The sequence below is a fragment of the Pseudomonas sp. P1_C12 genome, from assembly GCF_056406435.1.
Map to the genome: position 1 here is coordinate 26407 of NZ_JBFUAE010000012.1, position 19466 is coordinate 45872.

A 19466-nucleotide genomic window follows, 5' to 3' on the forward strand; every position below is an offset into this window, starting at 1 on the left:
AGCCCTTTGGTACTCATTTCAGAATTACTTGGTCAGCCAGGACTCAACGGTCGCAGAGCTGTGCTCAGCTTTCCACTTCGTCAGCACCTTGCTATTCCGGGCTTCATTACAACGGAGCTACGTCAAAGGCAGGGTTTCACAAGGTGATCTAACCCCTGCCCATTCACTCCTTGCTCGATTTGGGTATCGCGATACGGCTACTGGTCTTGACCTCGCGTAAAGCCAGACTGGACTGGATGGACGCAATGCCCACCTGACGCCTGAGCACCTGCTCGATAAAGTCACTGTAGCTATCAAGATCCTCTGCCAACACTTGCAGCACGTAATCGGCATCCCCGGTGATCTTGTGACAGGACAACACTTCAGGCAATTGCGCAATCACCGCCTCGAAAGCGTCGGGAGCGTGATCGGCGTGGGTGGAAAAACGGATGTGCACGAACGCCATGATATCCAACCCCAGCATTCGTCGATCAAGGTTCGCCTGATACCCCTTGATCACGCCCGCCTCCTCCATTCTCTTACGCCGCCTCCAGCAAGGTGTCAGGCTTAACGACAAGCGCTCACTGAGCTCAGCGTTGGAAATACTCGCATCTTCTTGCAGCAATGCGAGGATTGCCAAGTCGGTATCGTCGAGACTGATGCGTTTGGATGATTTTTTCTGCATTACGCCATTCCAGAGTAAAAACGCCCGAATAATCTAGTAAACCACGAAAACAAAGCAAAGAAAGCGCATCCCGGCCGGAACAGAATATTTGCACTGGTTCACATTAACGGATGCGCAGAATGTTTACAGTTTTCAGTGATTCCCACCGCTTGCACCACGGCACCGAATTGAAAGACGGCGTGCTCAAGCCGTCGTTCGAACAGCCCAGTCGGGCCGATACTGTCCATAACCGTGTCAAGCAGGTAGGCCTTGGCCAGATCGTCGAGCCGCGAGCATTTGACCGGTCGTGTTACGTCAATGCGCACAGCGAGCGCTACGTCAGCTTTCTGGAAAGCGCCTGGTCAGAATGGAGCGCGACCGGACGTACGCACGATGCCCTACCGCTGGTATGGCCAGTGCGCGACCTGTCCAACGAGCAAGTCCCGACTTTCATCGACGGCAAGCTGGGTTTCTATGCCATGGACGCCGGCTCCCCGATTACCGCCACCACTTGGCAAGCGGTGAAAACCAGTGCAGACATCGCCCTCACCGGCCTGGCGCTGATCGATGAAGGCCACGACAGTGCCTTTGCCCTGTGCCGCCCACCCGGCCATCACGCAGCGCGCGAATACATGGGCGGCTACTGCTATCTGAACAATGCCGCCATTGCTGCACAGCAGGCCATTACCCAAGGTGCCAAACGTGTCGCCGTACTGGACGTCGACTTTCATCACGGAAACGGCACCCAGAACATTTTCTACGAGCGTAGTGACGTCATGTTTGTCTCGCTGCACGGCGAACCGGCGGTGTCCTACCCGTACTACTCAGGCTTCAGCCACGAAGTCGGCGCAGGGCAAGGCGAAGGATACAACCTGAACTATCCGCTGCCGAAGAACACCACCTGGGAAAGCTATCGCAACGCCCTGCTACACGCCTGCAAGAAACTCCAGCAATTTGCCCCTGAAGTGTTGGTTATTTCACTGGGCGTCGACACGTTCAAGGACGACCCCATCAGTCACTTCCTGCTGGAAAGTGAAGACTTCATCGGCATCGGCGAGCTGATCGCGAGCGTCGGCTGCCCCACCCTATTCGTCATGGAAGGTGGCTACATGGTCGATGAAATCGGGATCAATGCGGTCAACGTACTGCATGGCTATGAGAGTAAACGCGCCTGAGTCATCCCCTGAATCGCAACGCTTCAACTATTGAATCGGAGAATAAAAACATGACTCTTTTTATAGACGTCGATCATGCCGCACGCCTGTTCGCCACAGTGGGAATCCGCCGGGCAATCCGCGAGATGGCCACTTACATCGAAACTGACTATTCACGCTGGGCGCAGTTTGATAAGTCGCCCCGCACCGCCAATCATTCGGCCGACGGTGTGATCGAGTTGATGCCGACCGACGATGGCCAGCAGTACTCGTTCAAGTACGTGAACGGTCACCCGGACAACGGTCAAAGCAACTTGCTGACGGTCATGGCCTTCGGTGTCCTGGCCGATGTCCACAGTGGCTATCCAACCTTGCTCAGCGAACTGACGCTGACCACAGCCGTGCGCACTGCCGCGACTTCCGCATTGGTTGCGCAGTCCCTGGCGCGCCCGGGTGCAAGCACCATGGCAATCATCGGCAATGGCGCCCAAAGCGAGTTTCAGGCCCTCGCCTTCCACGAAATGCTGTCCATCAAGGAAATTCGCATTTTCGATATCGATCGCGACGCTTCACTCAAGTTGAAGCACAACCTGGCCGCATTCCCGGATATTGAGGTGATTCTGGCCAACTCGGTACAGGAAGCGGTCAAGGGCGCGCACATCGTCACCACAGTCACCGCAGACAAGGCCTATGCAACGATTCTGACGCCCGAGATGATCGAGCCCGGCATGCATATCAACGCCGTGGGCGGTGACTGCCCAGGGAAAACCGAACTGCACGCCGACATCCTGCGCAATGCCCGGGTCATCGTTGAGTTTGAACCTCAAACCCGGATTGAAGGCGATATTCAACAATTGGAGGTCGACTTTCCCGTCGTGGAGTTCTTCCGGATTGTCCAGGGCGATGTCCCGGGCCGTGAGAACGACACCCAGGTCACCGTTTTCGATTCGGTGGGTTTTGCCCTGGAAGACTTTTCGTCACTGCGCTACGTGCACGATCTGGCGCGGGAGCATGCCATCGGTGAGCGCATCCATCTGGTGCCGACGCCTGCCAACATAAAAAACCTCTACCAACTGCTTGATCAGCTGCCAGCAATCGCCCCCTCGCGCCTGCGCACAGTCAGTTGATAGCCATAGGTGAGGCCCCCTGAGCAAAGTGCCAAGGGGCTACTCACCGGGTGAGCGGACGAGAAACCCTGCCACCCGCAAACCACCACCGTCAGTAGCCGTTGCATCTCTAACAAGAACGCTCGACACCCACTTTTCTGCCAAAACTCAAAAACATAAAATCAAGAGGTTTTGTAATGAAATCGACTCCGTCCGGGCTGGTTGAACAGCCCGCGCTGCAGCGCACGCTCAGCAATCGTCACATTCAGTTAATGGCCATGGGAGGTGCCATCGGTACCGGTCTGTTCATGGGCTCCGGGAAGATCATCGCCCTCTCCGGTACGTCGATCATCCTCATCTATATGATCATCGGTCTGTTCGTCTACTTCGTCATGCGTGCCATGGGCGAACTGTTGCTCTCCAACTTGAACTTCAAAACCTTCGCGGATTTTGCCGGTGCCTATCTTGGCCCACGCGCGGCATTTTTCCTTGGCTGGTCATACTGGCTAAGCTGGAGCGTTGCAGTGATAGGTGATGCCGTCGTGGTGGGTGGATTTTTTCAGTATTGGTTCCCCGATGTACCCGCCTGGATACCGGCGATCGGCATGCTGATGACACTGTTCGCCTTGAATGTGCTGACTGTCAGGCTTTTTGGTGAGGTGGAGTTCTGGTTCGCGATCATCAAGATCATTGCCGTCGTCACCCTGATTGGCGTCAGCATGGTGATGATTGCCAGCTCCTTTGTCTCACCCAGTGGCGTTACTGCATCCCTGAACCACTTGCTGGATAAACAGGCCGCCTTCCCCAACGGCTTGTTCGGTTTCTTTGCCGGGTTCCAGATGGCGATTTTCTCCTTTGCGGGCACCGAGCTGATCGGCACCGCAGCCGCCGAAACGCGCTCCCCCGAGAAGACCCTGCCTAAAGCCATCAACTCGATTCCGCTGAGAATCATCCTGTTTTATGTGCTGGCACTGGCCTGCATTATTGCAGTGACTTCCTGGCAACAGGTTTCGCCCAACAAGAGCCCGTTCGTCGAGCTGTTTCTGGTCGCAGGGTTTCCCGCAGCAGCCGGCATCGTCAATTTTGTGGTGCTGACATCCGCCGCCTCATCGGCCAACAGTGGCGTATTTTCATCCAGTCGCATGCTGTTTGGACTGGCCAATCAGGACAACGCTCCGGGGATTTTCCGGCGTCTGTCGAGCAATAGCGTGCCTTTGCTGAGCCTGGCGTTCACCACATTGTTGATGCTGGTGGGGGTACTGTTGCTGTTCATCGTTCCAGAAGTGATGACAGCGTTCACCATCGTTTCTACCGTGTCGGCAATCCTGGTGATTTTCACTTGGTCGACCATCCTCGCGTCCTACATTGCCTATCGCAAAAAGCGACCCGAGCTGCATGCGAAATCGGCCTACAAGATGCCTGGCGGCGTGCCGATGGCCTGGTTTTCCCTGGGGTTTCTGGGTTTCGTTCTCTGCCTGTTGGCATTGAGACCCGACACCCGAATTGCCTTGATGGTCATGCCGGGTTGGTTCATATGGTTGGCAATTGCTTACCAGTTAACCTGTTCCAGAAAACCAAAACCCGCTGACGGGTCGGCAAATCAATACAGCTGATGTTCACCTGGTGCCTTTCGGTGCCGATGAGTGAAGAGCGCGTCAGCGACGTGGCATTTCCGGGATGACTACAGGCTAAAGAGCCCCAACTGATGGCCGTCATATTTCATTGACGGCCAACTCTACGGATGAACGATTCGGTTTGCTGACAAATGGTGAGACGCCGTAGGCAAAGCTGCACCAACTCGTCCCTATGATTCTCATCGCCAACTTCCCAACATCCTCCAGAAAGTGTCGGGCCGTTTTTCCGTCCCTGGGCAGCCATTACATACCAAACAAAAAAGGCTCTTTCAGGGCTCTTTTGTACTCAAGCCAGAATCACTTTATCTGCCAGGATTCAACAGTCGCGGATCCGTACTCAGCTTTCCACTCTTTCAGCGTTTTGTGATTGGGTAATTGCATGGACTTGACCACCTGATTGCATCCGTGTTGACCAACTGTTTGCATTCGACTTGACCAGCACACGCTGTAGTGACGACCGGCAGAGAACCGCCCATTGCAGACATTCAGAGATGTCTGCAAAAGCGGTAAATCCCCTGAGTGGGTAGGCAATGCAGCCTTCATTTGAAATGTACGCCCGCCGCCGGCACCGCACACCCCGTTGTTAGCGGGCTGACGGTGATTTCTTTGATAGAGGCCGAGAGCATTCGGCAATCAGTGATTGTGTAGTTCATACGAGAATCAGCTTTCCTGGCTTAGCGGCGTTTCATGCAGGTAGATCCATTGGGCGTTGTGGTGATGCATGCCAATGATCGCCACCGAAACCCGTGAGCTTTCGCGCTGGCCGAGGCGATGGGTTTCCTTGTAGCGAATCGCCACGCTGTTGCCTTCCTGCCAGACCGTCTGCAGATCGCTGATGACGATCTCCAGGCCTGGCTTGGCGCCGACTGCACCTTTAAACATCTGTTCGACCGTCGCCCGGCTGACAATGGCGGCCGAGGTGGTGACCATGGTGAAGTGCTCGGCAAAGGCCGATATCAGAGGTTCAAGCGTGGCCTGCCCCTTACCGTTTGCGTCGGTGAACAGGGTGTGGATCAGCTCGTGCACGTGATGAATGCTGTGGTGCGCCTGTTCAACTATTTTGTTGCGCATGACAGTCCTTTTGAGTGTTCAACTGACTCAGTTGAAAGAGTGGGAACAGGCCCACCAGCGCGGCGATGGCAAAGGTCACGTGGTAGGCCTGGGTGGTATCGAAATGCTTCAAGAGCAGGTTGAAAACCATCAGGAAGAGGGCCGCGCCGATGCTGAATGACATCTGTCGGTTGATGTTCCAGATGACACTGGCCTTGTGGGTGTCATTGCCCTCGAAGTCCATCAGCGACGTGGTTTGTGCTGTGTTGGCACCGATGCCGCCGCCGATCCCCATCAAGCTGTAGGCGATGACGATCACCAGAAAGTCTGAGGGATCGTTCACCAGTAACAGGGTGGCGATGCCGGCGCTGTGCAATAGCATCCCGAGGGCAAACAGCCGCTTGGCGCCCATCCGGTTATAGACCCGGCCACAGATAAGCATCGCGATGAATGCGCCGATGGCGTAGAGGATCATGAACATCCCTGTCAGTCGGGCGCTGAAGTACAGGGTGTTTTGCAGGAAGAAGATGCTCATCAAGTTGACCCCCGTGAACACACCGGGAATCGCGTAATAGATATAGACGGAGGTGCTGAGTTTTTTGCTTTTGAGCAGGCTCAGTTCAATGATCGGATTTTTGCAGGTGCGGTAGTGCAGCCCGTACAGCACGACGAACGTAACGCCGGCCATGACGAAAAGGCCGGCCACCCATGCCGGAGCGTCGCCGCCATACAACGACATGCCCATCAGCAGGCTGCCGAGTGCCGCGCTGACCAGCAGCAAGCCCTTGATGTCGGGTCTGGGCAAAGTCGTCGGTCGCGCTTCGTTGATCCAGAACCATGACAGCAATGCCGCGATCAGTGAGAACGGGATGTTGCTGTAGAACACCCAGCGCCAGGAGCTGCTGTCGACGATGATGCCGCCGATGGTCGGTGAAATGGCGGGCGCAATCAGGGCAACGGCCATGACCAACGTGGATATTTTCGTCCGCTGCTCGCCCTTGAACAGGTTGAACGTCAGTGCCTGTCCGACAGGAATCAACAGGCCGCCGCCAATCCCCTGGACGAAGCGCCAGATCACCAGCTCGTTGAAACTGTTGGCCAGCCCACACATCCACACGGAGGCTGTAAACACGATCATCGAGGTGGTGAGGATTTCCCGACTGCCAAAACGACCGGCCAACCAGGTGCTGACCGGAATGATCAGTGTCAGCCCCAGAATATAAGCGTTAGCCACCCACGCAACGTCTGAAGTACTAACGTGCAGCGCTGCCGATATACTCGGCAATGCGACCGCTGACATAAAGATGTTAATGCAGTCTATAAAAAAGCCGATCAGAAATATCAGTGCAACTTTGTAGCGATAGGTCATGTTGTTTCCCCTTTTCCGCGAAGCATAAGGGCGGTGGACTTGAACTGTCGATACGACTATCCTTGAAACAATGTTTGACGGGATTTAACAGTGAACCATATTTCTATGCACACTCATCTTAATCGGGTCCAGACATTCCTGGCCGTGGTCGATTTTGGTTCTTACACCAAGGCTGCCAATTACCTGAGCATCAGCAAAGCCATGGCCAGCCTGCATGTCAAGGCGCTGGAGGATGTGCTGTCAGCGACGTTGTTGATTAGAAACACCCGAAATATATCCCTCACCGAAACCGGTCAGGACTTTTATGAAGAATTCAAAGGTATTGTCGCGGACATCGATAACGCCTTCGATAATGTATTAAAAGGACATAATCGGGTGTCCGGCAAGTTGCGCTTCAGTTCCACCAGTGAATACGGCAAGGCCTATATTCTTCCGTTGATACCGCAATTTATAGAGCGCTACCCGGAAATAAAACTCTGTTATAACTTCAACTCGTCACTCAATGATCTGGTGGCGGAAAAGTTAGACCTGGTAATCCGTTTAGGCCATTTGGCGGACTCGGCTTTCAAGAGCCGTAAACTGGCGGATTATGAAATTGTCCTGGTGGCTACCGAGACGTTTCTTGCACGTCACCCGGTGCAGAATCCTCAGGACCTGAATTCGGTGCCGTGGATCGCCAACAGCAACCTGCAGGCACCGACCCAGTGGACGTTGCGCCATCCGCACTTGGGGACTGTCGAGATCAACGGGATCAATCAGTTTGAATCCAATTCTTCCACGGCCATCCGCTCCATGACGTTGTCGTCGCTAGGCGTCTCGGTGCTGCCCGCCTGGGTGGTCAAGGACGATATCGCCAGCGAGCGGCTGATCCGGTTGTTGCCCGACTATTCGCTGCCCTCGCAGTCCGTCAATGTGGTGTTTCCCAACAGCCCGCATTTGCCCCACAAATCGAGGGCATTCATCGATTTCCTGTTGCTACATCTGGCGCAGTAAGCACCAAATAAAAGGTTCTTCACGCAATCCCGGGGAGCACATATAACGAAATATCTGTAGGGGCTGCCGAAGGTTCGGGCCGCGTTCGGACGATCTTTTTGATCTTAATCTTCAGCAATCTCCAGATCGCAAAAGCAAGATCAAAAGATCGCAGCCTTCGGCAGCTCCTACAGGGGAACGCGTGCACCACCAAACAACGAGGTCGAGCATTAGCTCGCCTCGCGGTGCTGTTGCGGTGCACGCCCCCTCGTGAGGCCGAGCGCAGGTTCTGCGCAGTGGGCAACCCGGCATGGATGCCGGGTTAGCCGCGCACGGCCATGGATGGCCGATCGCGGCGGGCCCACGGAGCAGGACCGGAGCGAGGGCATGCCGAGCCTAGGCGAGGCACCGAACGTCAGGGGCAAGAGCCCTTGGTTACTTGGGGCCGGGCGGCGTTCCGCTCTTCCAAGTGACCCGCCGTAAGGGCGGAACCCTAAGTGGCCGTTACCGCAGCAATGAATATGTACACCAGGAAGAAAATGCTCGGCCGTCAGTTGCCATCGCTGGCAAGTCGGATCGCCGCACCGCAGCTTCTACAGGTATCGGTGTTCCCCGGAATTCCGTGAAGAACCAAATAAAAGCCCCTGAATCGAGAGATTCAGGGGCTTTCGTTTGACCGGATACTCGTCTTGACTGATCAAGCCCAATGCCTGCTATTGGCTGTGGACTCAACCGGTCGATCCAAAGCGGTCGTTTCGTTGTTTGTTATGGCATGTCATAGCTCAACGAGCTGCAAACATCCCTGTTGACAGGCTGTAAGAATCTCTTGCGCCAATTGATCATCGGCCACAGCTCGAGCTAGTGCCAAGCCACCAATCATCCCTACGGCAATTTGCAAAGCATGCTGGCGTGTATCCGCCTCTGTCGTCGATTTCAGTCCGGACTCCAGACGTGTGATGAAAGCTGCGAGCACTTGGGTGTAGCTTTCCTGGATGGCTCCGTCCTGCTGAGCAGCATCATTGACCATGAAGGCTAACGGACAGTGCATACGGCTTGCATCCCGATGGTCCATGCGGAGATAGTCTTTCACTACCTGCTGCAAACCATCTTTACCAGCCTCTTCCAGTATCGCGCCCCCCGCGTTCGCGGCATTTCTAATAGCTTCGGTGTAAAGCTCCGTTTTGGATGCGAAGTGACTATAGAAGGCCCCTCGGGTCAATCCCGCACTCTCCATAATTGAGTCGATACTGACTTTTTCGAAACCTTCCAGTGCGAAGAGTCGCGCTGCGCTATCCAGAATCATCTGTCGAGTGGTTGCGCGCTGTGTAGCAGGCCAGGGCATGCGTCTTCTCCTCAGTAAAGCGTGAGATGGAGTATGACAAAACGGGACTTTATGTTCTTGAACATAAAGTCATACCGACCAGAATTGCCGACTCTTCCCTCAAGGAGCTACTCATGAAATTGCACATACTGGGACCTGGATTTAGCACCTTCGTACGTAGTGTCAGACTTTACTGCGAAGAGAAAGCGCTAGATTACACACACGGGATGCAGGTGGATGGTAAAACGATCACGCTCCACAGCCCTGAACACAAGGCACTGCATCCTTTTGGCAAGGTCCCGGTTTTGCTGCATGGAGAGCGGAGCGTAATTGAAACAACCACCATTTGCCGCTACCTGGATGAAGCCTTTGCGCATACTTCTCCAAGACCCGCTGACTTGGCCCAGCAGGTAAAGGTCGATCAGTGGTCCGCTGCCCTGGCGATGTATGCCGATGATCGACTGATACGTCGTTATCTTTTACTGCTGGTTTCACCTGCGCAGCCGTCACGCCCTATTGATAGAGAAGCTGTGACTACCGCCGAGCCAATGGCGATCCAGACACTTGGGCTGCTGGCGAAGCATTTGGACGGGCAGCAATTTTTCTGCGGGGCGGACTACAGCATGGCGGACGCCATCCTGACGCCTATGCTCGATTATTTGGAACGCGTGCCCGAAAGTGCGCAATGGCTGAAAAAAACATCAAATCTTCGTGATTATCTTTTTCGCATGCGATTGCGCCAGTCAGGGCGTAACGTGTTGACCGAGCCGAACTTTAGTTAATACAGAAAATGATGGACTTATCGTTCGCCCAAGGGCCGCTCCTGGCCGAAATCGGACCTCGGTGAACGTCCGCAATTGGCTTCTCTGCCGGTCATGGCCACGAAGCAAGCGGGTCAAATCCGATGCAATTGGTGGTCAGAACGAATGCAAATGACTGGTCAGGTCGAATGCAAACGGGTGGTCAAGTGGAGTGCAATTTCGCAGTGATTGCCATCTATGGATTCACAGTACGTTTCACAAACTGAAATGCAATCCTCACTTCCTCAGAACATCGTCCTGCTTCGCTGATTTTTTCTGCGGACACAACACATGGCACCGTTGCTCCAAAAGGGCCTGCCTACCAGGTTCAGTTTTCAAATCGTAGTCAGTGACTGGTGAATACGCTAAAGCCGCGCGCGACCATTGCTGGTGCGATTGCTTCTACGACCCGAGTAAGAGGTCAACGCCAGTACAGCAATAAAGCGGCCGACTGGTGCTAAGGGCAGCGTCTCGGGACTCGCAGCTTATGCCGGTTTCAGGAGCGGGCCCGCAAGCGGCGAGTGCGCAATGCCCCCCACCCGCTGCCGAACGCAGCTTTAAGGAACGCCCAGAATCCACTTTCGTTGGGGCGAGGTTCGCCACCTTTGGCAATGCGTTTGAGTTGTCCGGTGTACCAGAGGATTTCCATAATCCCCATGCGATCCACGGCCTTGATGCCGGTATTGATTGGTCGCACCTGTTGATTGCTGTCGCTCCCCTTCAGCAATGCCGCTGGGGCATCCGGATCAATGGCCAACAATCGTGCCAGACCGACCACATCCAGCGATCCGGAGCGCAGTGCCTCGTTCATCCCTGCCGCAGTGCGAAAACCGCCTGTGACCATCAAGGGCACTTGCACGTTAGCTCGAACCTTCGCGGCGAACTCCAAGAAGTAGGCTTCGCGCGCTACGGTAGAGCCTTTTTTCGGCTCATGCATCGCACCACTCATGGCTGGAGCCTCGTAGGTGCCGCCGGATATCTCGATTAGATCAATACCCGCGTCGATCAGCGCGCGGATAGTTTCCATCGACTCCTCTTCAGTGAAGCCACCGCGCTGAAAATCAGCCGAGTTGAGTTTAATCCCCACCGGGAAGTCCGCTCCGACCTGGCGTCGAATTTCGGCGTAGACGGCCAGCACAAAACGGCGACGCTTCTGCGGTGTGCCACCCCATTCGTCTTCGCGCCGATTGTGATGGGGTGAGAGGAACTGATTGATCAGGTAGCCGTGTGCTCCGTGGATTTCCACGCCGCTGAATCCAGCTTTTTTGCAGATGGCGGCACTGCGCCCGAAGCGCTCGATGATGTCTTGGATCTCGGCAACAGTGGCTTCACGCGGGGTTTCGAAAAAGGCAGCCATATCCTCTCGGAACGGAACAGCCGATGGAGCAAGGTTGCTGGCGTTCAGCCCCTTTGTCGATTGTTTGCCAGGGTGGTTGAGTTGCACCCAGATCGCTGCCCCCTGGTCGGTAGCAACCTTCGCCCACTGTCGCAGTACCGGCAGATCTTTCTCGTCCTCAATGACGACATTGCCCGGTTCGCCAAGGGCGCGACGGTCAATCATCACATTCCCCGTAATGATTAGTCCCAGACCGGAAGCTGCCCAGCGACGGTAGAGTTCGACCAGCCCTAGGGTGGGACGGTTATCGTAAGTGCCGAGCGTCTCGCTCATCGATGCCTTGGCCAGTCGATTGCGCAGCACGCTTCCGTTGGGCAGTTGCAGGGATTGGTTCAGCAGGTTTGTTTCAGCTTTCATCTGGTGTTCCCACAAGGCTGGAATGAGGAAGAGCAGCAAGCAATGTGTCCGGTAAGTTTTCCGGATTGAATTCGAGCGCTTGAAACAGTTGCTCGAAGGTTTCGAGCTGTGTGTGCGGTAGATGAGCCCGACCTTCGCGCAATGCATCTGCCGGCGAAATTTGTCGTAGGGCCAGCGCCATGAAGGTGTTCAGATCGCAGTGGATGACCACATCGGCCGCTGGGGCATTACCTGAGCGCGCGAGTATCTCGCTGTCATCCACGCGTATGTGGAAGACTTCCTCGCCGACGTGAAACTCGTATGTGGCGCGTAATCCAGTGCTCGCATCGGAGCAGCCAATGCCCGTGAGGCTGAGGGCTATGAGTTCAGCGCGTGCAGTTGCGGGGTCGATGCGTTCGTCCACTGGCAAGCTCAGCCCCCAGAGTCCTAGCGCGAGCAGTGGTTTACGCAACTGCTCCCCCAATTCCGTTAGTTCGTAGGCGGCTATTGGCGCTGTAGCAGGCTTGGCGATTCCGTTGTCTACCAGCACCTTCAGGCGTGCGGACAACCGGTTGGTCCCCATTGCCGGCAATACCGCCAACAGCTCTTTGAACCGCTTTGGGCCCAATAGCAGTTCGCGGAGCACCAATAGCGTCCAGCGCTCGCCTAGCACATCGAGGCTTCTGGCAATCGGACACAGCTGCCCATAGGTCTTGTTTAGCATTTTGTCAGGCGCCATCGTCGTTAAAACGCAGTGCGGTCATAGGGAGCGACCAATTTGGGTGGCTGCAGGTAAGCAGTCAGTCCCTGGAAAAACATTACCTTGAGGAAATCACCGCTGATAACCAACTCCTCGTTACCCAGCCCCCTAAGGAACGCTGCCTGGCTGTCCTTGGCCGAGAGAATTGCAAAACCCTTATCGGCGTCTTTAAATTTCAAAGTGAAGCGCGGATTGTCGGCCAGGCCGGCAACGGAGCGGATGGCGCCGTTTCGGATGACGAAATAGCGGCCGACACCTGCATCGGTACGGATCTGGAACACAAGATCCTCGCCTGCGATGTAGCGGGCGCAATCGGGGTTTTTCCTGACTTGCCGTTTCAGCAGTTGAGTGAACATCCACAATAGAAATTTGAACTTGATCATGGTGACAACCTTGAGTCGGTGGATCGGGTTTGACGTTATTCGCTGAGAAACCTGGCGGCGTGATAGAGAAAGCGCTCCGGGTACTGGAACTGCGCGCCGTGCCCGGCATCCGGATAAATAAACAACTGCGCGTTCGGCAGATTGCGCGCCATGTAGAACGAGTTGATGGTCGGAATCATTACGTCGTGCACGCCATTAAGGATAAACGTCGATTGCTTGATTTGACGTAAGTAGGCAAACGGATCGTCTTCGGACACCCTCGGCAGATACAGCATGTTTGCCTCGATCTGCGCCGATGCAACTTCCTGCGAAGTAGGCGGATCCTGATCCTCGCGCTGATGCCGGCGCTCCCAGAATTCGCTTGCAGCTCGCTTTGCCACCTCGGAACGGCCAAAAAACAGGTACTCAAAGTCTTCGTAGGTCGGAACTGGACGCGGCGCGGTCGTCAGTACCTCAGGTTCCATGTCCGGGTTGCCTCCACGCGGGCCTGTACCCAATAGCATCAGCTTACGAACAAGTGCGGGATGTCGCCATGTCAGATCCAACGCCTGGAAGCCGCCAAGTGAGAAGCCCAATACATCGATTTTCTCCAGGCCCAAGGCACGTACGAAGGCGGCGGCATCATCAGCCATGTCTTCAATGCGACGACGTGGCTGGCCGGAGGACGAGGCCACGCCACGACCATTGAAGAGGATCACTTCCCTGCCCTGGCCCAAGCCGTCGGTCATCAGCGGATCCCAGTGATCCATGCCACCGCGAAAGTGCTGAAGCATCAGCAGCGGCGGCTGTTCGGTGGCCGTATTTCCCCACCTGCGGTAGGCGAAGCGGTCGCCATCGATCTCGCTGAAGCGGGTTTGGGCAGTCTGATGCGTATCGGTCATGTCTTTCCTCACGAGCGGTTTCGGATTCTGAGGCTGGAGCAATTCTAGCCTGTGATCGCCGGCATTTACTATACAAAAAATATAGCATTAATGAAATACGAATCGTATAGTGAATTCGTGACTGGGCCTTGCTCTGCTTTTGCAGGCCATGACCTCTCCAAAAAAATAAAAATGGGAGCGTAACGTGGAACTGGTTTTCGACTTTGACTTCATCGTCATAGGCTCGGGCTTCGGCGGCAGCGTTTCGGCGCACCGGCTGACGGAGAAGGGCTACCGTGTTGGCGTGATGGAAATGGGGCGCCGTTGGCGTGCCGAGGACTTTCCGAAAAGCAACTGGGATCTGCGTAGATGGATGTGGATGCCTGCGCTGAAAATGTTCGGTTTCTACAGCATGCGGATGTTTCGACACGTGGTCGTCGCAAGCGGCAATGCGGTCGGCGGAGGCTCCATCACTTACGCCAACGCACTGCTGAGGCCTTCGGATAAGGTTTGGGACGAGGGCTCGTGGGCAGGTCTGGCAGATTGGAAGAGCATCATGCCGAGGCACTATGCAGAGGCCGAGAGAATGCTGGGAGTCACTGAGGGCAAAATCCTGGGAGAAGCGGATCTGCGTCTTAAAAGGATGGCGGAGCTAAATGGCGTCGCCCACACCTTTCACGCACCCAATGTTGGTACCTTCTTCGCTCCAGAGGGCGAGGCCGCAGGCAAAACCTATCCCGATCCGTACTTCGGCGGTGAAGGCCCTGAGCGAGGCAGTTGCGTGGGCTGCGGCGGCTGCATGATGGGCTGCCGGCACAATGCCAAGAACACACTCGACAAGAACTACCTGTTTTTGGCTGAGAAGCACGGAGCTCAAGTCTTTGCGCAAACTCAAGTCGTAGACGTCCGACCGTTGAATGGCAAGGTGGACGGCAGCGACGGCTACGAGATCCACACGCAATGTTCGACTTCCTGGTTCCGCAAGAATAAGCGGGTCTTCCGCGCCCGAGGCGTGGTGTTCGCGGCATCCTCGTTAGGGACGATGGAGTTGCTGTTCCGGCTCAGGGAGAAAGGCTCTCTGCCTGGTATCAGTCAGGATCTGGGTAAACGGATACGCACCAATGCCGAATCACTTATCGGCGTCCGCTTCCCTTCCACAGATAAAAGCATGTCGCCAGGCTTGGCGGGCGGGGCCAGTATCTACTTGGACGAGCATACTCATATAGGTGTCGTACGCTATCCGGAAGGGTCAGATGCCATAGGGCTGATGATGACGCTGATGAGCGGTGGTCGCCCTGGCTGGAGGCGAATTGGTACTTGGATACTGACATTACTCAGGCACCCGATGCAGGCCCTACGGGTACACAACCCCAGAGGCTTCGCACGGGAAAACATGTTGTTGCTTGTGATGCAAACGGTCGATGCTCATATCAATATGCGTCTTAAACGTCGCTGGTACTGGCCGTTTGGAAGCCGACTGGTGACAGAAGGCGGCCCAATTCCTACGTTCATCCCGCAAGCGAATGCCTTCGTCGAAAAGGGTGCCAAGGCACTAGGTGGTATAGCGACCACCTTCCTCAGCGAAATCCTGTTCAACATTCCAACAACCGCGCATTGCATGGGCGGTTGCGCCATGGCGGAATCCGACGACCATGGTGTCATGGACGCGCAAAATAGAGTGTTTGGATATCGCAACCTGCTGATCTGCGACGGATCAATGCTCAGTGCCAACCTTGGCGTGAACCCAAGTCTGACGATCACTGCACTCGCGGAACACGCGATGTCGCACATACCAGCGAAAGGGAAATCTCAAGTCGAAACTCGGATTGCGATGACCCAGTTGGAGTAACGGGTTGCTTTCAACTATCCATGTCCAAAAGTCATACAGGACGACGCGAATTATGCCTTCTACAGAACCCTTCTAAAGAAGCCGCAAGAGAACTTTTAAATCGATAAAAAACCACATCAATACAGAACCAGATTGGTCATATTAAAGAACTGCCATCCTTAGCTGGAAACGGCACCTTCGCCTAAGCATAAAAACAAAAACGGGTCATCCAATGAATACAAAAAAAACAGTTGAACCCTCAACTGACGTGACACCTCACCCCTGCCCTAGCGTCCAATCCAAACTTAAAACAAACTCACACCTTACCCCGCACAGTTCAATACTCTTCGGGGCGACTCTATTACTAACACTAGGGACTCCATCTGCTTCATGGGCAAATGGACTTGCGCTCAACGAACAAAGCGCTAGTGCTGCGGGGACTGCTTATGCTGGCCGCTCCTCGTCAGCAATAGACGCAAGCACCGTGTATGGTAATCCAGCGGGTTTAAGTAAAATCAAAAAAACAGAGGTAAGCGGCGGACTGGCATTAATTGACGCAAACGTTAACATAAGCGATGCAAGAAGTACTGCCCCAGGTACCACTGACGGCAACTCAGTACCTCTTACAGCTATTCCTTTCGGATACTTCTCCTCGCCAATCGACGATCATTTTACCGCTGGCATTGGTCTGTATGCGTCATACGGCCTCGTTAATGATTATGAGAGTTCCTTCCAAGGTCGCTACCATGGCTCCTACAGCAAGGTTCAGGTTAAAACATTGCACCCTGCTGTCTCGTACCGCTTAAACGATCAAGTAGCTATTGGCATTGGCACCACATTCAATCGTATTGAGAACAACATCCAGTCCTATTTAGCCACAGGGGCTTTGAATGATGGAAAGGACACACAACTTACTGTAAAAAGCAATGGCACTGCCATTGGCTATAACGTTGGCCTGATGGTTGACATGAACGAATCAACCACATGGGGATTAACTTACCACTCAAAACTCGACTTCCATGCTGATGGCCACACTAAAATAAGCGACAGTCCCGGCGCACTTGGCCTCGATGGAAAATATAACAACAAGATGGATGTGACATTACCAGAGTCAGTGGATACATCGTTCACCCATCGCTTTGATGAGCGCTGGACTGGTTACGCAGGTGCTATCTGGACTCGGTGGAGTCGAATCCAGAGGATTGAAGCAATCAATAGTGGATTACCTTCCCTAGGCCAACAGTTAGGATTCGGAACCGTTGGAGACGACTTTAAACTTCATAATACTGTGTCGACAGCTATTGGCGTCTCGTACCAACTCTCTTCACAGTGGCTACTTCGCAGTGGCTTGGCTTCTGATCCTTCGCCGGCCCGCAACTCCGACCGAAGCGTGCGACTTCCAGTAGGAAACCGAAAAGCCTTGGCTTTTGGTGCCGCTTACTCACCCAACTCTGATGTGACTATCGATATAGCCTATACCTATCTATGGGAGTCAACCACATCGGTTAATCAAACCGATACAAACGGTTTACAACCCGGATTTAGCGCTAAATACAACAATAGCGCACACATTATAGCAGCACAGCTAACACATCGATTTTGACGTCCCTTTGGCGTGGCAGCTTGAATGATGCCATCGTTATTCTTGCTGACTAAGAGTGTTTTGATTTTAGTCACCCTTGTCCCAACTCCGCTAATTAATAAGATAGTCAAATGAGGTCTGAAAATGAGAACCAGCAAAGCACAGGCGCGGACAAATCGGGTACGCGTTGTTGAATCAGCTTCAGTGCTGTTCCGCGAGCGCGGCTATGACGGTATCGGGGTTAAGGAATTGATGGCGGGGATCGGACTCACTCATGGAGGGTTTTACAACCAATTCAGCTCAAAGTCGTCACTGATGATCGAAGCTACGTCGTTCGCTCTTTCCCAAATGACTGCTGAAGCCAATGCGAGTGACTTCATCAATTACTACGTTTCCCGTGCTCACCGTGATTCAGTCGGCCAAGGGTGCGCGATCGCTGCGCTCGGTGGCGATGCTGCTCGTCAACATAGAGATATCAAGTCCGTATTTGAGACTGGCATAGAGAAGCTAATATCAGGCTTGAGTTCCGGGCTATCCGCTGACGAGCAAAAGGAAGCCCGTGCCAAGGCAGTTTCATTGTTGGCACAAGCGGTCGGAGCCATTGTACTGTCGCGGGCCTGCCCAGATGATGCGCTGCTAGCCGACGAAATCCTGGACAGCTGTAAGCTGTCGCTCGCCATTTAGTTAGCGCCCAGAAGCATGTATTTCGCCCGCAAGAGCCCTGATTGTTGGCACCGATGCCGAATTGACCCAGTTGCCGAGATGTCACTGACCCAGTCTGTTCCTCTCGAACCATTGCCTATGCGGGATTTGTGCAGATTTAGAGGTGGGTAAGTCTTGCTTCAGCTCGTGGGTCAATTCGGCGCCGGCGTCAACAGGACGTGTCAGCGCAGAGGCAAATCGACCAGCTCAGAACTCTCGAAATGAGCGCGATACGTTTATGCTGCGCCCTTAGAGAAGTGGAATGCTGTAGCTTACAAACACCCGGTTCTGATCTTGATCACGGGCGGCTTCGCTATTGGATTTACCGTTACGCCAGCCGAAGCCAACACCTTTGAGCGCGCCCGACTGAAGGACGTAGTCCAGAAAGATATCCCTTTCCCATTCTTTCTGATTGTCGCCGGATCTCGTCTTGATATTGTCCCCGGAGACGTACACGACCGAGGCTTTCAGGCCAGGGACACCCAGGGCGGCAAAGTCATAGGCGTACTGACCGAATGATGTACGCTCCCCTGCGCGGGTGAAGCTCTGGATCAGACGATCTGTATACAGGTACAAGCTGCTGCCTCCGGCGCCTTTATCTACCAAGCTACCTTGGTTGAGCTGGGTGAAGCTGCTACCGTCCGAAACGCTTTGGTAGCCCGCAGTTATCGCATGGCCGCCAAGGGTGTATATCAATGCAGCGCTCCAGAGACGGTTGTCGATCACGCCATCACCGTTTTTGGTGTAGCCACTGATTCTGTAACCCGATGTGCCGGAGCTGTTTTCACCTGACGAGTCAGTTTTGAAGTAGCGCAGGTCGGTTTTCAGGGATTGGTTGTCCGAGAACGCAAGCGTGTGAATCAGTCCGAAAAACTGCTGGTTATAGTAGTTCTCGAGATGGGCATAGTAGTACTGAGCCGTCAGATCCTTGGTGACTTTCCAGTCCCCCCCGACGAAGTCGAACTGGTTGCTTTCACGCGTACCGCCCATAGCGGCCAGCCCCGTCTGATCCGTTGAACCGCGACCCGTTGCATGTTCAATTCGCCCACCCGTCAGGGTCAGATCCTTGAACTCGCTCGAGGTGATCTGGCCGCCCTCGAAGGTTTGTGGAAGCACCCGTCCATCGTTGGCGACCAGAATCGGAAGTTTCGGAGTCAAGGTGCCGTAGCGCAGTTCGGTCTTCGACATTTTGACTTTTCCGGTCAGCCCCAGCCGGCTCCACTCGTCGACGGCGCGGTTGTCACTGTCCGAGGGAATCATAGAGCTGCCGACGTGTCGTCCCTTGCCAGTGTCCAGGGTAATGCCCAGCAACCCCAGGGTATCAACACCAAAACCAACGCTACCATCGGTATATCCCGACTTGAAGTCCAACATGAAACCCTGCGCCCACTCTTCGGTTTTCGAAGGGGCAGCGGTGCCATCACGGTTGTCGTTATTGAAGTAGAAGTTCCTCATTCCCAAGGTAGCTTTGCTATCACTTAGGAATTCAGCAAACGCCTGGCCACTCAGGGCAATGCTGCCAAACACCAAAGTTGCAGAAATTTTCTTTACGTTCACTTATAACGCTCCG

Annotated in this window: 18 protein-coding genes; 8 read left to right on the plus strand and 10 right to left on the minus strand. The window is 54.4% G+C overall.

The features are described 5' to 3' along the window. Nucleotides 1–163 precede the first annotated feature (163 nt). Entirely contained in the window at nt 164–664 is a 501-nt protein-coding gene (locus tag AC1D19_RS20120; protein ID WP_103393416.1) for an Lrp/AsnC family transcriptional regulator, read from the minus strand. Between the two features lie 119 nt (nt 665–783). Here AC1D19_RS20120 and AC1D19_RS20125 point away from each other — a divergent pair, with 119 nt between their 5' ends. The 3 genes from AC1D19_RS20125 (at nt 784) to AC1D19_RS20135 (ending at nt 4516) form a co-directional block, all read left to right on the plus strand. Continuing rightward, nucleotides 784–1818 carry a histone deacetylase family protein gene (locus tag AC1D19_RS20125; RefSeq protein WP_477756009.1) on the plus strand — a complete coding sequence of 345 codons (1035 nt, stop codon included), beginning with the start codon at nt 784–786 and terminating at the stop codon, nt 1816–1818. A gap of 50 nt (nt 1819–1868) precedes the next feature. Next, complete coding sequence (locus AC1D19_RS20130; protein WP_477764300.1) at nt 1869–2924, plus strand: ornithine cyclodeaminase; 1056 nt, start codon at nt 1869–1871, stop codon at nt 2922–2924. 176 nt (nt 2925–3100) lie between these two features. Further along, entirely contained in the window at nt 3101–4516 is a 1416-nt protein-coding gene (locus AC1D19_RS20135) for an amino acid permease (protein WP_477764301.1), read from the plus strand. Nucleotides 4517–4834: 318 nt separating this feature from the next. Here the strand turns inward: AC1D19_RS20135 and AC1D19_RS20140 are convergent, their stop codons facing one another. The 3 genes from AC1D19_RS20140 to AC1D19_RS20150 all read right to left on the minus strand — a co-directional run bounded on the left by AC1D19_RS20140 (nt 4835) and on the right by AC1D19_RS20150 (nt 6956). Beyond that, a complete protein-coding gene (locus AC1D19_RS20140; protein ID WP_477756012.1) occupies nt 4835–5080 on the minus strand; it encodes a hypothetical protein in 246 nt (81 codons plus the stop codon). Between the two features lie 117 nt (nt 5081–5197). Next, the gene (locus AC1D19_RS20145) at nt 5198–5608 is read right to left on the minus strand and encodes a DUF4440 domain-containing protein (RefSeq protein ID WP_477764302.1); all 411 of its coding nucleotides are present in this window, start codon (nt 5606–5608) and stop codon (nt 5198–5200) included. After that, on the minus strand, nt 5589–6956 hold the full coding sequence (locus tag AC1D19_RS20150; protein ID WP_477764303.1) for an MFS transporter: 1368 nt from the start codon (nt 6954–6956) through the stop codon (nt 5589–5591). Before AC1D19_RS20150 ends, AC1D19_RS20145 begins: the two co-directional genes overlap by 20 nt. A 105-nt stretch (nt 6957–7061) precedes the next feature. On the opposite strand from AC1D19_RS20150, the gene AC1D19_RS20155 reads away from it, so the two are divergent. Beyond that, on the plus strand, nt 7062–7949 hold the full coding sequence (locus tag AC1D19_RS20155; RefSeq protein ID WP_477764417.1) for a LysR family transcriptional regulator: 888 nt from the start codon (nt 7062–7064) through the stop codon (nt 7947–7949). A 754-nt stretch (nt 7950–8703) separates the two neighbouring features. Here AC1D19_RS20155 and AC1D19_RS20160 read toward each other — a convergent pair. After that, on the minus strand, nt 8704–9270 hold the full coding sequence (locus tag AC1D19_RS20160; protein WP_477764304.1) for a TetR/AcrR family transcriptional regulator: 567 nt from the start codon (nt 9268–9270) through the stop codon (nt 8704–8706). 113 nt (nt 9271–9383) lie between these two features. Between AC1D19_RS20160 and AC1D19_RS20165 the strand changes: the two genes are divergently transcribed. Beyond that, complete coding sequence (locus AC1D19_RS20165) at nt 9384–10031, plus strand: glutathione S-transferase family protein (protein ID WP_477760855.1); 648 nt, start codon at nt 9384–9386, stop codon at nt 10029–10031. A gap of 514 nt (nt 10032–10545) precedes the next feature. Here the strand turns inward: AC1D19_RS20165 and AC1D19_RS20170 are convergent. From AC1D19_RS20170 to AC1D19_RS20185, 4 genes are read right to left on the minus strand one after another with little or no spacing between them, the layout of a single operon-like run. Continuing rightward, nucleotides 10546–11802: an NADH:flavin oxidoreductase/NADH oxidase family protein gene (locus AC1D19_RS20170; protein WP_477764305.1), complete on the minus strand. Its 1257-nt coding sequence runs from the start codon at nt 11800–11802 to the stop codon at nt 10546–10548. Further along, complete coding sequence (locus AC1D19_RS20175) at nt 11792–12505, minus strand: winged helix-turn-helix transcriptional regulator (RefSeq protein WP_477764306.1); 714 nt, start codon at nt 12503–12505, stop codon at nt 11792–11794. Before AC1D19_RS20175 ends, AC1D19_RS20170 begins: the two co-directional genes overlap by 11 nt. A gap of 20 nt (nt 12506–12525) precedes the next feature. After that, entirely contained in the window at nt 12526–12924 is a 399-nt protein-coding gene (locus tag AC1D19_RS20180; protein WP_477756387.1) for a helicase, read from the minus strand. Between the two features lie 35 nt (nt 12925–12959). Next, the gene (locus AC1D19_RS20185) at nt 12960–13805 is read right to left on the minus strand and encodes an alpha/beta fold hydrolase (RefSeq protein ID WP_477764307.1); all 846 of its coding nucleotides are present in this window, start codon (nt 13803–13805) and stop codon (nt 12960–12962) included. Nucleotides 13806–13989: 184 nt separating this feature from the next. Between AC1D19_RS20185 and AC1D19_RS20190 the strand changes: the two genes are divergently transcribed. The 3 genes from AC1D19_RS20190 (at nt 13990) to AC1D19_RS20200 (ending at nt 17878) form a co-directional block, all read left to right on the plus strand. After that, nucleotides 13990–15633, plus strand: coding sequence for a GMC oxidoreductase (locus AC1D19_RS20190; protein WP_477764308.1), 1644 nt, complete (start codon nt 13990–13992; stop codon nt 15631–15633). A 211-nt stretch (nt 15634–15844) separates the two neighbouring features. Beyond that, nucleotides 15845–17215, plus strand: coding sequence for an outer membrane protein transport protein (locus AC1D19_RS20195; RefSeq protein WP_477764309.1), 1371 nt, complete (start codon nt 15845–15847; stop codon nt 17213–17215). Nucleotides 17216–17338: 123 nt separating this feature from the next. After that, nucleotides 17339–17878, plus strand: a complete 540-nt coding sequence (locus tag AC1D19_RS20200) for a TetR/AcrR family transcriptional regulator (RefSeq protein WP_477764310.1) — start codon at nt 17339–17341, stop codon at nt 17876–17878. A 267-nt stretch (nt 17879–18145) separates the two neighbouring features. Here the strand turns inward: AC1D19_RS20200 and AC1D19_RS20205 are convergent, their stop codons facing one another. Then, the gene (locus AC1D19_RS20205; RefSeq protein WP_477764311.1) at nt 18146–19453 is read right to left on the minus strand and encodes an OprD family porin; all 1308 of its coding nucleotides are present in this window, start codon (nt 19451–19453) and stop codon (nt 18146–18148) included. Nucleotides 19454–19466 lie beyond the last annotated feature (13 nt).

Excerpts from the sequence above, each read along its gene's own strand:
- AC1D19_RS20120 (WP_103393416.1), bottom strand. The coding sequence starts at position 664 with ATGCAGAAAAAATCATCCAAACGCATCAGTCTCGACGATACCGACTTG.
- AC1D19_RS20125 (WP_477756009.1), top strand. The coding sequence starts at position 784 with ATGTTTACAGTTTTCAGTGATTCCCACCGCTTGCACCACGGCACCGAA.
- AC1D19_RS20130 (WP_477764300.1), top strand. The coding sequence starts at position 1,869 with ATGACTCTTTTTATAGACGTCGATCATGCCGCACGCCTGTTCGCCACA.
- AC1D19_RS20135 (WP_477764301.1), top strand. The coding sequence starts at position 3,101 with ATGAAATCGACTCCGTCCGGGCTGGTTGAACAGCCCGCGCTGCAGCGC.
- AC1D19_RS20140 (WP_477756012.1), bottom strand. The coding sequence starts at position 5,080 with ATGAAGGCTGCATTGCCTACCCACTCAGGGGATTTACCGCTTTTGCAG.
- AC1D19_RS20145 (WP_477764302.1), bottom strand. The coding sequence starts at position 5,608 with ATGCGCAACAAAATAGTTGAACAGGCGCACCACAGCATTCATCACGTG.
- AC1D19_RS20150 (WP_477764303.1), bottom strand. The coding sequence starts at position 6,956 with ATGACCTATCGCTACAAAGTTGCACTGATATTTCTGATCGGCTTTTTT.
- AC1D19_RS20155 (WP_477764417.1), top strand. The coding sequence starts at position 7,062 with ATGCACACTCATCTTAATCGGGTCCAGACATTCCTGGCCGTGGTCGAT.
- AC1D19_RS20160 (WP_477764304.1), bottom strand. The coding sequence starts at position 9,270 with ATGCCCTGGCCTGCTACACAGCGCGCAACCACTCGACAGATGATTCTG.
- AC1D19_RS20165 (WP_477760855.1), top strand. The coding sequence starts at position 9,384 with ATGAAATTGCACATACTGGGACCTGGATTTAGCACCTTCGTACGTAGT.
- AC1D19_RS20170 (WP_477764305.1), bottom strand. The coding sequence starts at position 11,802 with ATGAAAGCTGAAACAAACCTGCTGAACCAATCCCTGCAACTGCCCAAC.
- AC1D19_RS20175 (WP_477764306.1), bottom strand. The coding sequence starts at position 12,505 with ATGCTAAACAAGACCTATGGGCAGCTGTGTCCGATTGCCAGAAGCCTC.
- AC1D19_RS20180 (WP_477756387.1), bottom strand. The coding sequence starts at position 12,924 with ATGATCAAGTTCAAATTTCTATTGTGGATGTTCACTCAACTGCTGAAA.
- AC1D19_RS20185 (WP_477764307.1), bottom strand. The coding sequence starts at position 13,805 with ATGACCGATACGCATCAGACTGCCCAAACCCGCTTCAGCGAGATCGAT.
- AC1D19_RS20195 (WP_477764309.1), top strand. The coding sequence starts at position 15,845 with ATGAATACAAAAAAAACAGTTGAACCCTCAACTGACGTGACACCTCAC.
- AC1D19_RS20200 (WP_477764310.1), top strand. The coding sequence starts at position 17,339 with ATGAGAACCAGCAAAGCACAGGCGCGGACAAATCGGGTACGCGTTGTT.